This is a genomic window from Streptomyces caniscabiei (assembly GCF_014930365.1).
Classification (GTDB): domain Bacteria; phylum Actinomycetota; class Actinomycetes; order Streptomycetales; family Streptomycetaceae; genus Streptomyces; species Streptomyces caniscabiei.
In genome coordinates this window covers 643493-657862 of the sequence record NZ_JABXWI010000003.1, presented here as the reverse complement: position 1 = coordinate 657862, position 14370 = coordinate 643493, and the positions used below count along the sequence as shown (strand labels likewise).

Below are 14370 nucleotides of genomic sequence, written 5' to 3'. Positions count from 1 at the left end.
GGTCGGTTCGCCTGGTACTTCGCGGCGTTTTTCGGCGGGGGTGCTCACCGGCGGGCAGACCGCCGGCTTCGAGCCAGGTGGCGGAGGCTCAGCGGCTCGTGAGCTGGAGCAGGATGAGCTGTTCGGGGTGGAGGGTGGGGATCTGGATGCCGACGTGTTCCAGGACGCTGCCGGGCAGGGTGATGCCGTCCTTGTTGCACCAGGCGGGGGTTCCGCGTTCCATGCCGGGGGCTTGGTCGCCTGGGGGCAGCGGGCGCAGGTGGTACGTGGTGTTCGGGTCGAGGCCGGGCAGCCGCAGAGTGCCGGGGTGGGCGGTGACCGGGGTAGCTACCGAGGTGAGGGCGAAGACGGCTTCGGTGCGGTCGTGGGAGATGACGCCGTGGGCCCACAGGGCCGGGTCGGGGTGGTCGACGCGGACCACGCGGCCGGTGTGCAGCAGGCCACGGAGTTGCTTGTGGAGCGCGACCCAGCGGGCGAGTTCGGCTCGTTCGCTCTCGCTTGCGCGGGTGAGGTCCCATTCGATGCCGAGGTGACCGAAGAGAGCGGTGCCGGCCCGGAAGGCCAGGTCGTGGGTGCGGCCGGTGGTGTGGGAGCGGGCGGCGCCGATGTGGGAGCCGACGAGTTCGGGCGGCAGGAGCAGCTGGGTCCAGCGGTTGATCGACTGGCGTTCCAGGGCGTCGTTGCAGTCGCTGGCCCAGACGCGGTCGGTGCGTTCCAGGATGGCGAGGTCGACGCGCCCGCCTCCGCTGGCGCAGGATTCGATCTCCATGCCCGGGTGGCGCGCGCGAAGTTCGTCGAGCAGGGCGTAGACGGCGAGGGTCTGGGCGTGGACGGCGGGCTCACCGTCCGGTGAGTGGCCCGCGTCGACGAGCTCGCGGTTGTGATCCCACTTGAGATAGGCGATCTCGTACTCGGTGAGCAGGTCGTCGAGTCGCTCACGGATGTACGCGTACGCCTCGGGGTGAGTGAGGTCCAGCACCTGCTGGGAGCGACGGTCGGCAGGGGTGCGGCCGCCGGTGGCCAGGATCCACTCGGGGTGGGCGCGGGCCAGGTCGGAGTCAGGGTTGACCATCTCGGGTTCGACCCACAGGCCGAACTCCATCCCGAGCGCGCGGACATGGTCGATCAGTGGGCGCAGGCCCCCGGGCCAGACGGCCTCGTCGACGTACCAGTCGCCGAGGCCCGCCCGGTCGTCGCGGCGGTGCCGGAACCAGCCGTCGTCCAGGACGAAGCGCTCCACGCCGACCTGCGCGCCGAGGTCGGCGAGGTGGGTGAGCTTGTCGAGGTCGTGGTCGAAGTAGACGGCTTCCCAGGTGTTGAGCACCACCGGGCGGGGCCGGTGAGGGTGGCCGGGGCGGGAGCGGAGGTGGTCGTGGAAGCGGGCGGACAGGCCGTCCAGGCCCCGGTCGCTGTGGGAGCCGTAGAGCCACGGGCCGGTGTACTCCTCGCCGGGGCCGAGGACGACCTCGCCCGGCAGGAGCAGTTCGCCGGCTGCGAGGGCCGGGCGGCCGGCGGGCAGCCGTTCGGCCAGGATCCGGTGGTTGCCGCTCCAGGCGAGGTGCAGGCCCCACACCTCGCCGCTGCCGAATCCGAAGCCCGGTGTGCCGGCCGTCAGGACCAGGGCGGCGTCGGGGCCGGTGCGCCCGCTGCGGGTCTCGCGCAGCCAGGTGCCGGCGTTGAACGGGTGGCGCTGCGGGGAGCGTTCGCGGCACCAGCGGCCGGTGAGGTCGAGCAGTTCGGTGGCGGAGTCGGGTACCGGCAGCGCGAGCATCAACCCGTCGAGCGTGTACAGCCGTACCGTGTCGTCGTTGCGTACGGTGGCACGCATCCGCACCAGCCCGGACGGGGTGAGTCCGGCTTCCAGGACGAGGCTGAGGCGGGCGGCCTCGTCGGTGGCCCGGATCCGTACCGAGAGGCCGTCGGCCTCCACCGCGTCGAGGGTGAACAGGGGTGACCAGTCCGCGCCCTGACGGTGCCCGGTCAGACCGGGCTGCCCGGGCCATCCGGTGCCGTGCTCGGGCAGCAGCGAGACCCGTGGTACGACGTCGTCGAATCCCGGCATGTTCGGCATGGTGACGGCTGCGGCCAGCTGCGACAGCTCGTCCTGGGTGAGGTCGCCGAGATCGGCGCCCCAGTGGAGCACCGTGGGCAGGCCGGTGCCTCTCAGGTCGAGTACCAGGCTCACGTCTGCTGCCCGGAGATGGATAAGTCTTTCGGCTGCGACAGGGGTCGTCATGGACGGACTCTCTTTCGGCAATCTCATTTCGGGGCTTCATTTCGTGCGGATTCGCCGCCCCTCCCGGTCTCGTCACCGAGCGACAAATGGTCGTAGTCGTCGAGTTGGGTGGCAGGCACCAGCGCGAGCACAGTGGTACGAGGGGGTGCGGCCGTCGCCGTGCCGACAGCGTTGGTCCGGCCCGTCGGCGATGCCTGACGGCCGAAACCTGCGGCGATCCCCGCGGTTCGGTGATCAGGCGAGGTTCTTGGTGAAGAACTCCTCCAGCTCGTCGAACGGAATCAGATCGGTGCGGTCGTAGAGGTCGATGTGTCGCGCCCCGGGAACCACCACCAGCTCCCTGGGGCCGGTCGCCTGCTCGTGGACGGTGTCGCTGAAGTAGCGGGAATGAGCGTGCTCACCGGTGATGAGGAGGATCGGTCGCGGAGTGATGTCCGGAAGGTGGCGCAGCGCCCCGTAGTTGATGTGGGACATTCCACTGGTGACGGTGAACCCGCCGATCGAGCGAGGATGCCGACCACGATCGGTGACATAGAACTCGAAGAATTCGCTGGTCACCGGGTCCAGGCCGTCCGGGATCTCGTCGGGGAAGATCGGCGTGAGCGCGGGCTCACCCGTGTCGACGTCACTCCAGCGCTGCTCCGCGAGCTTGCTGAGCCCTGCCTGGCGCTCCTCGTCGCTCATGGTGTCCTGCCACCCGCCGCGTGTGACGCCGCTGATGTCGTACATGGCTGCCGTCGCCACGGCCTTGATCCGCTGGTCGACCTGCGCGGCGTTCAGCGCGAACCCTCCACTGCCGCAGATGCCGATCGCACCGATCCTTTCGCGGCCCACGTAGGGCAGCGTGCCCAGGAAGTCCACGCCGGCGCTGAAGTCCTCGGCGAAGATTTCCGGAGAGGCGATGTGCCGGGGCTCACCGCTGCTCTCGCCGTTGTAGGACGGGTCGAACCCCAGAGCGACAAATCCGCGCTTGGCCAGTTCCTGGGCGTACACCCCAGGCCCCTGCTCCTTGACGCCGCCGTACGGCGGGCCGATGACGATCGCCGGGTGCTTCTGCGACTCGTCGAAGTCCTTCGGCCGATAGAGGTCGGCCGCGATGGTGATCCCGTACCTGTTCTTGTACGTCACCGATGTGCGCGTGACGTTGTTGTCGAGTTCGAAGATGTAGCCGTCCGACGGTGACATTTCCTGTCCTTCTTTCTGCGTGTTTGCCTGTCTGGGCGCTGTCCCGGTCGTTGAACGACGGGGTTGAGCGGGCTGCGTGCTGTGCGCGCGATGTACGTCTCCGGGACGGTCAGCCGCTGCTTGAGCCGTTCGTGGTTCGTCCTTATCGGGCGACGTAGCCGCCGTCGACGGGCAGGGCGACGCCGACGACGAAGCCGGCTCCGGGGCTGCACAGCCACAGGACGGCCTGGGCGATCTCCTCGGCGGTGCCGAGCCGGTTGGTGGGCTGGTTGGCCTCGGCGTCGGCGCGGTCGAGTTCCCCCTTGGCGATCATGTCGCTGACCATGGGAGTGTCGATAGTTCCCGGGCAGACGGCGTTGATGCGGATGCCGCGCGGGGCGTATTCGAGGGCGGCGCTGGTGGTCAGGCCGATCACGCCGTGTTTGGAGGCGTGGTAGGAGGCGCGGCCGGGGAGACCGACCAGGCCGCCGAGGGAGGAGCAGTTGACGATGGCTCCGCTGCCCTGGGCCCGCATGTGCCGCAGCTCGTGTTTCATGGAGGCCCACACGCCGCGGAGGTTGATGGCGTTGACGCGGTCGAAGCGTTCGGCGGGTTCCTCGGCGGCGTCGCTGGGCGGGATCTGGATGCCGGCGTTGTTGTAGGCCAGGTCGAGGCGGCCGAAGGTCTCGACGGTGCGGTCGACCGCGGCGGCAACCTGGTTCTCGTCGCTGACGTCGCAGGTGAGGGCCAGGACTTGGCGGCCGGCGTCGGTGAGATCTTTCGCGGCGGAGTTGAGGGCGGCTTCGTCGATGTCGGTGAGGGCGACGGCGGCGCCGGATTCGGCGAAGGCGCGGGCGGTCGCCAGGCCCATGCCAGAGCTGGCTCCGGTGACGAGGGCGACCTGGCCGGTGAAGTCGTAGGTGGGGTTCATCTCGTGCTCTCCCATCGTGGGCTGTTCGGTGGCCCGGTCTTCGCCCATGGGGTTGTGGCGAGGTTCGGGCGTTTGCTCTGTGCGCCGGGCCGCGTCGGTGGCCGTGCAGCGGCGGAGCCGCGGTCAGTGAGAGGACTGCGCTTGTGCCGGCCCGTCGGGTGTCTGGGGAGGTGTGACGGGCCGCGATCCGTCTCTTCCTGTGGAGCGGGAGGCCGGGTGGCGCAGCCGTCTTCAGACGGTTTGGCCGCCGTCGACGACCAGGGCGTGGCCGATGGCGAAGGAGGCGGCGTCCGAGCAGAGCCAGAGGACGGCGGCGGCGATCTCCTCCGGTGTGCCCAGTCGCCCGATCGGCTCGTCCGCGATGAGGGCTTCGCGGCCTCCGGGGGTGCTCTCGGCGAAGCGTTCGATCATCGTGGTGTCGATGATGCCGGGGCAGACGGCGTTGATGCGGATGCCCGAGGCCGCGTAGTCCAGGGCGGCCGAACGGGTCAGGCCGATGACGCCGTGCTTGGCCGCGGTATAGGCCGCCTGTCCCTTGAAGCCCTTGAAGCCCTTGACGCCTGCGCCCGACGAGGCATTGACGATGGCGCCGGCCTGCTGCTGTTGCATCAGCAGGATCTGGTGCTTCATGCAGAGGAACGTTCCGGTGAGACTGACGCCGAGGACGCGGTCCCATTCGTCCTTGGTGACGTCGACGGTGGGTTTCACCGGCTGCTCGATCCCGGCGTTGTTGAAGGCGGCATCGAGGCGGCCGAAGGCTCGGACGGTGTCGTCCAGGGCGGACGTCACCTGGTCTTCGTTGGTGACGTCACAGGTCAAAGCCAGGGCCTGTCCGCCCTCTTCCTTGATGAGCCGTGCGGTCTCTTCGAGTCCCTGCGTGGACAGGTCGGCGAGCGCGACGCGGGTCTCCCGCGCGGGAGAAGCCGAGGGCGGTGGCGCGGCCGATGCCGGACGCGGCTCCGGTCACGAAGGCCACCTTGCCGGTGAAGGTCTTGTCGTGGGAGCTCATCGCGGATCCTCTCGTCGGTGCGGTGGAAAGTTCGCGTCGGCTCGTGGCAGTTGCCTGCCGACCGGACTCAGTGATGCGACGGTGTCTGCACGGGTTCGTCATTGCGCGCGTGGGCGGGGGCAGTGCGCTGGGCCACGATGCGGGTCCTGCCGGAGGTGCCGCGGACGGCGAGGGCGATGAGTGGGAGCAGGGTGAGTACGGCGATGACCGTGCCGACCAGGGGCGGACCGGTCAGACCGAGGGAGGAGTCCAGGGCCGCACCCGCGATGAAGGAGCCGCCGGCCACGCCGATGTTGAAGGCGGAGGTGGTCAGCGCGGACGTGAGGGTGGGGGCGTCGCCGGCGAAGCACATGGCCAGCGAGGTGACGACGGGGTTCACCGTGAATCCGGTCAGGCCCATGAGGAACACCAGGATGGTGGCCGTGACCGCGTTGGTGGACAGCGGGATCATCAGAAACAGGACCAGGGCGGTGGCTGCGGCGGCGGTGATGGTGGTGGCCATCGGACGGTGCTCACCCAGACGGCCACCCGTGGTGGTGCCGCCCAGGGCGCCGACGCCGAAAGCGATGAGGACGAACGGGACGGCGCCCGCCGGGATCCCGGCCTGGTCGGTCAGCAGCGGGGTGACATAGCTGTAGGTCGCCAGGACACCGCCCATGATGAACACGGCTGCGCTCAGCGCCAGCCACAGCCGGCCCTGGCGCAGGGCGCCGAACTCGGCGCGCATCGAGACGGTCGCGCGCTGTTCGTGGGTGGGGATGAAGTGGCCGATGAAGACGGCGGCAAGCGCCGAGAGGCCGGCCAGGGCCCAGAACGGGCCGCGCCAGCCGACGAACTGGCCGGCGAAGGAGCCGATCGGGACGCCGACGACGTTGGCCAGGGTCAGCCCGCCGATCATGACACCGGTCGCGCGGGTGGCCCTCTGCGGGCCTGCGGCGGTGGTGGCGACGACAAAGCCGACGGACCAGAACGCTCCGGTGGCCAGCGCGGTGACGACGCGGGCGGCGAGGACGACGGTGAAGGATGTGCTCAGGGCCGCCACCACGTGGCCGAGGCTGAAGACGGACAGGGCCAGGATCAGCGTCTGGCGCTGGGGAAGGCGCAGGGTGGCCAGGGCCATGGTCGGCGCCCCGATGATCATGCCGACGGCGAAGGCAGTGATCAGCAGCCCGGCCTGTGAGGTGCTCACACCGAGGCCGGTGGACAGTTCGGGCAGCAGTCCGGCGATGACGAACTCAGTGGTGCCCATCAGGAACGTACCGGCTGCGAGCACCCAGACGACGAAGGGGAGCTTGCCGGGGGTGGTCCCGGATGTGGAAGGCATACGGGTGGACTCTCCTTGAGCGGAATGGCAGAAGGGGGTGCGGTCAGGCCACGGGGACGGGGAGGCCGTCGGGGTTGATTGAGGCGGCCACCTGGCTGCCAAAGGTCAGGAAGCGGATTCGATGGTGATTCGGTCGGCTGTGCCGAGCCCGTCGGCGTCGATGTGGCCAAGGATGAGCAGGTCTGGGGAGGCGGAGGCGCCGTCGCGGTAGTAGAGAGCCAGGTTGCCCCAGGGTGCGTAGTAGGCCAGGTCACCGGCCCGGGGCACGGCTGGGTCCGGGGCGCCGGACGTAGTCAGCCTGCGCGGCAGGTCCGCGATCCGCTCCGTCTGGTGGAAGTCCTCCAGATCCAGGGTGAGCGGGAGCAGGTCGGCGAAGTCGCGGGCGGCAGGGCTGTCGTTCAGGGTGGCGTCGACGGGCCGGCCGTCGATGGTGACCCGGATGGCCATGGCGGTATTCCTCTCGGCTGATGCGCTGGGTGCGGCGGATGTCGATGCCTGCTGCCGCCCCGAAGACGCCGACGAGCTGGACGCGGAAGCCGGAGTGACCCCTGATGAGTCACTGGTGCAGGCGGTCACGGCCAGCAGGAGAGCGGTTGCCGGGACGGCGCGGACCAGGGCGCGGCGGGCGGCGGAGTTCATGGGCATGCTCTGGGGTCTCACTTGGGAAGGGGCTCGGAGTAATGGCGGAAGCCGTCACGCCCGGTGTGCATGTCGTACAGGCGCCGGGCCAGGGCGTCGGGGCTGCTGTGTTCGGCGTCGGGCCGGATGGCGCCCGGCACGATCAGCTGGGCGACATGGACGTTCTGCGGGGCGAGCGTGTCGTGGAGCATGCGGGCGTACGCGCTCTCGGCAGCGAAAGCGACCGAGGTGCCGGCGACGTTCGGATTGGGGCGAACGGCACTGGAGCCGTTGACGAACAGCACGGTGCCGCGGCCGAGTTCGCGCATGCCAGGCAGGACGGCATTCACCGCGGTGACCGGGCCCTTGACGGAGAAGGCGAGGGGCGCGTCGAGGTCGTCGGCGCCGGTGTCCAGGACCGGCTTCATGAAGTCGGCGCGGGGCACGGGGCTGTACTGGAGGATCTCGACGGGCCCCAGCGAGGCACCGGCCGCGTACAGGGCCGCGGTCAGGGCCTCGATGTCGAGGACATCGGCGGCGAAGCCGCGGGCCTCGATGCCGTCACGCGTCAGCTCGGCTGTCAGGTCGTCCAGGCGCTGGGGGTTACGGGCGATGAGGGCGACGCGGTGGCCGGCGGCGCCGAAGCGGCGGGCTGTGGCGAGCCCGAGGCCGGGTCCGGCACCGATGAGGGCGAAGGTGGTCACAAGAGTTCTCCTCAACGACGTGACTAGGGGGCGGGCCGCGCATCAAGGCCCGGGAAAGAGGTGTGTGCGCCCGGGTTCAGCCGGTGGGCGGGGCGGCGGTGTATTCCTCGTCAGTGACGGGGTTCAGCCAGTGCACGACGTCGTGGGTGTCGTCGCCCTCGTTGATGGCCAGGTGGACCATCAGCCGGTTCGAGGCGGCGCCGTGCCAGTGCTCCTCGTCGGCTTCGAACAGGACGCGGTCGCCGGGCCGGATGACTTCCACCGGTCCGCCGCGGCGCTGGCACAGGCCGACGCCCTCGGTGACGAAGACGGTCTGCCCCAGGGGGTGGCGGTGCCAGTGAGTGCGGGCGCCGGGCATGAAGTGCACCAGGGACGCGGTGACCCGGGACGGGGCCGGCGCGGCGGCGACGGGGTCGATGTAAACGTCGCCGGTGAACCAATCGGCCGGACCCTTGACGGTGTCGATCGAGCTGCGGGTGATCTGCATGGTTGCTCCTTGCCGAGGAGGGGTCAGGGCTTGAGGAGGGTCTTGATCGCGCGGCGTTCGTCCATGGCCCGGTAGCCCTCGGCGACCTGGTCCAGGGGCAGGGTGAGGTCGAAGACCTTGCCCGGGTTGATCCGGCCGGTCAGGACACGGTCGATCAGGTCGGGCAGGTAGCGGCGCACGGGGGCGGGGCCGCCGCGCAGGCCGACCTGGGAGAAGAACAGCTCCTGGCCGTCCACGGCGACCTCGTGCGGGACGCCGACGAAGCCGACGTTGCCGCCGGGCCGGGTCGAGTGCAGGGCCTGCCGCATGGACTCGGCGGTGCCGACGCACTCCAGCACGGAGTCAGCGCCGATGCCGCCGGTGAGGTCCTTGACGCGGGCGATGCCTTCGTCGCCGCGTTCGCTGATGATGTCGGTGGCGCCGAATTCGAGGGCCAGCTTCTGCCGGGAGGCGTGGCGGCTCATCGCGATGATCCGCTCGGCTCCCAGTTCCCTGGCGGCGATGACTCCACACAGGCCGACCGCGCCGTCTCCGACGACAACGGCGGTGACGCCGGGCTTGACCTCGGCGGCGAGGGCGGCGTACCAGCCGGTGCCCATCACGTCGGAGACGGCGAGCAGGCCAGGCACCGCCTCGCCGTCCGGGTGCTCGCCGGTAGCGACCAGAGTGCCGTGCGCGTTGGGGATGCGGACGTACTCGGCCTGGCAGGTACTCATGAACTCCCGGTTCAGGCAGGAGGACTGCCAGCCGTTACGGCAGTTCGCGCAGGTGTTGTCCGAGGTGGCGAAGGAGCCGACCACGAACTGACCCGGCCTGACGTTGGTGACCTCGCTGCCCACCTCCTCGACGATGCCGACGTACTCGTGCCCCATCGGATGGGGCTCGTCCAGCGGCTCCGCGCCACGGTAGGGCCACAGGTCCGAGCCGCACACGCACGTGGCGACCGTGCGGATCACCGCGTCGGTCGGCCGGTTGATCTTCGGGTCTTCGAGGTTCTCGAGGCGCACATCGCCGGGGGCGTGAATGACTGCTCCGCGCATGGGGGTGCTTCCTTCGATACGAGGGTCTGTATGCCGCAGCCGGCGTCAGAAATGGCTGCTCACGATCGAGCCTCACACGCGAGGGCGGACGCGAGAAGCGGAGGAATCTATCCGGGGAGAGGAACATCCAGGGAGGAAATTCTCCCCCCTTCCTCAGGTGCGATCGATGTAATGCTGGGAAGCATGACCAGCGATGTCGCCCTGAATGAACTGGGAGAATTCCTTAAGAAGCGCCGCTCAAAGCTGAGCCCGCCCACCGTCGGGCTTCCGTCGACCAGCAGGCCCCGCCGGGTCGAAGGACTGCGCCGTGAGGAGGTCGCCCAGCTCGCCTCCATCAGCACCGACTACTACACCCGGATAGAGCAGGGCCGCATGCAGGCGTCCGCGCCCGTGCTGGACACCATCGCCCGTGTCCTCCACCTGGACGACGACGAACGCGGCTACCTCTTCCAGCTCGCGGGCAGGACCACCCTTCGCACCCGACGCCACGGCAGGCAGAAGGTCCAGCCGCAACTGCAGCGGGTGCTGGAGGACCTCACCTCCGTCCCCGCCATGGTCCAGGGGCGGCGGGGGGACATTTTGGCGTGGAACGCGTTGGCGGCCGCGCTGGTCACGGATTTCTCCCGGATTCCGGAAAAGCACCGCAACTATCCCCGGATCCTGTTCACCGAGCCGGCGATGCGCACCCTGTACGCCGACTGGAAGACAGCTGCACAGGTCACCGTTGCGCAGCTGCGGATGGAGGCGGCGAAGTACCCCGAGGACCCCCGTCTGATCGCCCTGGTTGGTGAACTGTCCCTGCGCGACCAGGAGTTCGCTCGGTGGTGGGGCAATTACCGCGTCGCCGCCCGCACCGTGGGCACGAAGACTCTGATCCATCCGGTCGTGGGAGAGGTCACCCTCGACCGCGACACCCTCACCGCCAACACCGACCCCGACCAGTACATGACGGTCTGGACTGCCGCCCCAGGATCCCCCGCGCACGACCGGCTGCGCATTCTCGCCTCCTGGGCCGCCGACCAGAACCTACCGGCCTCGTCAGGATGGGAAGCATGACCAGCAACGTTCCTCTCAATGAGCTCGGCGAGTTCCTCAAGAAGCGCCGTTCGGAACTGAGCCTCCGCGCGGTCGGGCTGCCGGAGACGGGCGGGCCCCGCCGGGTGGCTGGGCTGCGCCGGGAGGAGGTCGCCCAGCTCGCCTCCATCAGCACCGACTACTACACCCGGCTCGAGCAGGGGCGTATGCAGGCGTCCGCGCCCGTGCTGGACACGATCGCCCGTGTCCTCCACCTGGACGACGACGAGCGCGGCTATCTGTTCCAGCTCGCGGGCAAGACCACCGCCCGCGCCCGACGCCACGGCAGGCAGAAGGTCCAGCCCCAGCTGCAGCGCGTACTGGACGACCTCACCGCCACCCCGGCCATCGTGCAGGGGCGACGCGGGGACATCCTGGCGTGGAACGCGCTGGCCGCCGCGCTGGTCACCGACTTCTCCCGCATTCCGGAAAAGCACCGCAACTACCCCCGGCTCATCTTCATCGATCCGGCGATGCGCACCCTGTACGCCGACTGGGAGAGCTCGGCGCGGATCGCCGTTTCACAGGTGCGGATGGAGGCGGCGCAGTATCCCGAGGACCCCCGTCTCATCGAGCTGGTCGGTGAACTGTCCACCCGTGACAAGCAGTTCGCCCAGTGGTGGGGCGACCACAAGGTCGCCGCCCGCACCGTGGGCACCAAGACCCTCAACCATCCCGTCGTCGGCGAACTCGTCCTGGACTGGGACACCCTCACCGCCAACACCGACCCCGACCAGCACCTGACCGTCTGGACCGCCACCCCCGGATCCCCCACCCACGAGCGGCTGCGCATCCTCGCCTCCTGGGCCGCCGACCAGCACCTGGCGCCCTCTTCGACTCCCCGCTGATCGGTGCCGAGCCCACACGGACGGTGACCCCGCCTGGCTGGACCTCACGCTCTGTCGGTCCGCGAGCGGGAGAACCTTCCGCTCGCGTGTGGCGCGAGCCAAGCGCCGCTCAGCCAAGGTCCTGACGTCCGCACCCGATCGGCTGCTCCGCGGCTGCTCGGGGCGAAGGAGGGGGCTTCTCGGAGCGGGTGGCGCGCATCAGTGCGAGGGTGGTCAGCGGTACGAGGGTGAGGGCGGCCGCCACCGTGCCGACCAGCGGGGGCCCGGCCTGCTGCAGCGGTGAGGTCAGGGCGATGCCAGCCGTCCAGGAACCGATGGCGATGCCCACGTTGGGCGCCGCGCCGCTGAGGCCGGAGGCGAGGGTGGGCGCGGAACCGGCGAAGCGCAGAGCCAGCGCGCCGAGCGCCGGGTTGGCGGCGAAGCCCGTCACCCCCATCAGTGTCACCAGGACGACGGCCGCCACGGGGCTGGTGGAAAAAACAGTCAACAACAGCAGGACCAGCGTGGTCGTGGCGGCGGCCGTGATGAGAGTGACCAGGGGGCGACGGTCGCCCAGGCGCCCGCCGACCGTGGTGCCCAGCAGCGCGCCCAGGCCGTAGCCGGTCAGGACCATGGGCACGGCCTCAGCGGAGATACCGGCCCGCTCGGTGAGCAGGGGCGAGATGTAGGTGTACGTCGCCAGGACACCGCCCATCAGCAGCGTCATCGAACTCAGCGTCAGCCAGATCCGAACATCTCGCAGCGCGGCGAACTCGGCCCGCACGGAAGGCGCTTCACGTCGCTCGTCGCCAGGGATGAACCGGCCGATGACCGCCGCCGCGCCGGCCGACAGCGCGGCCAGCACCCAGAACGGCCCGCGCCACCCCGACAACTGCCCCAGCCACGCGCCCAGCGGTACGCCGGCCACGGTCGCCACGGTCAGACCTCCCAGGAGCATGCCCAGGGCCCGTGACGTCGCTGCCGGCCCTGCAGCGGTCGTGGCCACGACCGCGGCGACGCACCAGAAGGTCCCGGTGGCCAGTGCGGTCACCACGCGAGCCGCGAGCACGAGAGCGAAGGACGAGCTGAGCGCGGCGGCCAGATGCCCGAGCGCGAACACGACGAGCGCGAGGATCAGCGTGGAGCGCCGGGGCAGGCGCAGGGTCGCGATCGCCATCGCCGGCGCCCCGACGATCATGCCTGCCGCGAACACCGTGATCAGCAGACCCGCGTGAGGCAGGGAGACATTGAGATCATCGGCGATCTCGGGCAGCAGGCCCGCGATGACGAATTCGGTGGTGCCCATGAGGAAGGTTCCGGCGGACAGCACCCAGACGACAAAGGGCAGTTTGCGGGGTCGCTCGTCGGTCGTGGGTGACATTCGGTGGCATTCTCTTTTCAGGGCAACGCGCGATCGCTGCGGGCTGGGGACGCCGTCGAGCATCGCACCGCACGGGCGTTCTGTGAGGGGGAGGAATTTCTCCCTGCTCGCCGCGCAGTTGCGAGCGATCTTCCTTTCGGCAGCTGCCGCTTTACGGCAAGGAGCTCACAACTCTTTAGGCGTGGCCACTGATCGAGGAAACGGGATTGACGCCCGCTACGCACGAGGCCCCCGTGCCGTCGTGGGGAGGTGTTCGAAGTGCCAACCCACAGGCAATGGAGCCGCGTTGATCGGATTGGAGTGCCACCTGAGTGGGGAACGGCCTGCCGAAACGGCTACTGCGGCTCTCACCTGCACTACCCGGACGCACACCCGCCCAGCGGCGTTATCGCATGACTGCGGTCATAGGACCTTCCGGCTTCAGACTGCCCTGATGTCGAAGGACCGGACACGCACCAGTCGTCAGGACACCGAGCGGGGGAAGTCCTTACTTCCGGTCGAAGCCGGAGACGGGCCGCGGAGTCTGCGCCGGGCGACCAGGGCCGAGGCTGCGACCAGCCCGAGGGAGACAAGGGTGAGTTGGCCTGCGATGGACGGGCAGTCCGACGGCGTGTCGTAGCCGCCGTCATCGAGTCCGGCCTGCCGTTCGAAGTGGTTGAACGCACAGGGGAAGAATGCCTCGTCGACGGCATACAGCGCGGGGAACGCGGCGGGCCCTCCGACGAGTGAGAAGGCCGCCCACTGGTCCGCGTGCCGGGCCTCGTGTTCCGCCAGACCCTGCGTGCGAGGCGAGTCCGCCTCCATACGCTGGTCCGTCAGGAAGACCGTGCCGAACATGGTGCCGGCGCGGACGACCCCGCCGTCCAGAACCACAGCGGTCGTCCCGTTGCCGCCCTGATGCACTTCGCCGCCCTTGCCGACGCCGTAGAGCAGAGCCGCTCCGGAAACCGGCGCGTTGACCACCACGCGGGTGGTCTCCCATAGACCACCGTCGCCCTCGGATCCGGCGACCGCGAAACAAGCGCCAGACGCCAGCTGCACCGCCGTCCCGGCCGCGACCACTCCGCGCCGCAGCCTGGACGGCGCCCGCCCGCGCAGTGTGCCGACGATGGCGAGGACAAGGCCCACGAGGCCGCCGCAGGTCAGGCACGCCGCCCACCACAACGCGCTGCGGAGTCTCCGGCTACCCGGCCGCACGGCCGGCGCCTGTCGCTCTGGGGCGGCCGGTCGGTGCTCCGGGACGACCGTGGGAGCGGGCCGCTCCAGCGTCGGAGTCGTCATGAGCGCCTCTCGGAGTGCCGGTCGGCGACGGTGATGGGGATGACCTGGTTCATCGTTTCCTTGCGTTCCGTCAACGGTTCCATGGCTACACACAGAAATCGCCAAGGCGTGATCCCTCGGCGAGAAAAAACTCGATTCCGACCCTCACACGCCGACACGGGCACGAAAAGAGGACAAATTAATCCGGGAAGAAGAACATCCGGGGATGAAACCCTCCCCCTTTGCCGGGCACGATGCGGCAGCTACACGACACAGCCCGCATCCGGACCGGTGCGTCGGCCCGGGCGCCATAGT

At 69.6% G+C, this 14370-nt stretch carries 12 protein-coding genes and 1 pseudogene; 2 read left to right on the top strand and 11 right to left on the bottom strand.

What is annotated here, in order from left to right:
* Positions 1–88: 88 nt before the first annotated feature.
* The 9 genes and pseudogenes from HW837_RS11055 to HW837_RS11015 form a co-directional block, all read right to left on the bottom strand.
* A complete protein-coding gene (locus HW837_RS11055) occupies positions 89–2236 on the bottom strand; it encodes an alpha-galactosidase (protein ID WP_093790476.1) in 2148 nt (715 codons plus the stop codon).
* Between the two features lie 234 nt (positions 2237–2470).
* Positions 2471–3421 carry an alpha/beta hydrolase gene (locus tag HW837_RS11050; protein WP_093790477.1) on the bottom strand — a complete coding sequence of 317 codons (951 nt, stop codon included), beginning with the start codon at positions 3419–3421 and terminating at the stop codon, positions 2471–2473.
* A gap of 142 nt (positions 3422–3563) precedes the next feature.
* The gene (locus HW837_RS11045; RefSeq protein WP_045561171.1) at positions 3564–4331 is read right to left on the bottom strand and encodes an SDR family NAD(P)-dependent oxidoreductase; all 768 of its coding nucleotides are present in this window, start codon (positions 4329–4331) and stop codon (positions 3564–3566) included.
* Between the two features lie 231 nt (positions 4332–4562).
* A pseudogene (locus HW837_RS11040) lies at positions 4563–5340 on the bottom strand (glucose 1-dehydrogenase).
* Positions 5341–5407: 67 nt separating this feature from the next.
* The gene (locus tag HW837_RS11035) at positions 5408–6664 is read right to left on the bottom strand and encodes an MFS transporter (protein WP_193381265.1); all 1257 of its coding nucleotides are present in this window, start codon (positions 6662–6664) and stop codon (positions 5408–5410) included.
* A gap of 105 nt (positions 6665–6769) precedes the next feature.
* Positions 6770–7303 carry a cyclophilin-like fold protein gene (locus HW837_RS50320; protein ID WP_045561170.1) on the bottom strand — a complete coding sequence of 178 codons (534 nt, stop codon included), beginning with the start codon at positions 7301–7303 and terminating at the stop codon, positions 6770–6772.
* 17 nt (positions 7304–7320) lie between these two features.
* Positions 7321–7986 (bottom strand): SDR family NAD(P)-dependent oxidoreductase, encoded by a 666-nt coding sequence (locus HW837_RS11025; RefSeq protein WP_193381264.1) that lies wholly within the window; start codon positions 7984–7986, stop codon positions 7321–7323.
* Between the two features lie 76 nt (positions 7987–8062).
* The gene (locus HW837_RS11020; RefSeq protein WP_045561049.1) at positions 8063–8473 is read right to left on the bottom strand and encodes a (R)-mandelonitrile lyase; all 411 of its coding nucleotides are present in this window, start codon (positions 8471–8473) and stop codon (positions 8063–8065) included.
* Between the two features lie 23 nt (positions 8474–8496).
* Entirely contained in the window at positions 8497–9513 is a 1017-nt protein-coding gene (locus HW837_RS11015; RefSeq protein WP_045561048.1) for a zinc-dependent alcohol dehydrogenase family protein, read from the bottom strand.
* 183 nt (positions 9514–9696) lie between these two features.
* Here HW837_RS11015 and HW837_RS11010 point away from each other — a divergent pair, with 183 nt between their 5' ends.
* Positions 9697–10569, top strand: a complete 873-nt coding sequence (locus HW837_RS11010) for a helix-turn-helix domain-containing protein (protein WP_390623519.1) — start codon at positions 9697–9699, stop codon at positions 10567–10569.
* A complete protein-coding gene (locus HW837_RS11005) occupies positions 10566–11435 on the top strand; it encodes a helix-turn-helix domain-containing protein (RefSeq protein ID WP_045561046.1) in 870 nt (289 codons plus the stop codon). Before HW837_RS11010 ends, HW837_RS11005 begins: the two co-directional genes overlap by 4 nt.
* 109 nt (positions 11436–11544) lie before the next feature.
* On the opposite strand, the gene HW837_RS11000 is transcribed toward HW837_RS11005, so the two are convergent.
* Both HW837_RS11000 and HW837_RS10995 read right to left on the bottom strand, forming a co-directional pair.
* On the bottom strand, positions 11545–12795 hold the full coding sequence (locus tag HW837_RS11000) for an MFS transporter (protein WP_045561045.1): 1251 nt from the start codon (positions 12793–12795) through the stop codon (positions 11545–11547).
* Positions 12796–13257: 462 nt separating this feature from the next.
* Positions 13258–14076: a hypothetical protein gene (locus HW837_RS10995; protein ID WP_193381263.1), complete on the bottom strand. Its 819-nt coding sequence runs from the start codon at positions 14074–14076 to the stop codon at positions 13258–13260.
* Between the last annotated feature and the right edge of the window lie 294 nt (positions 14077–14370).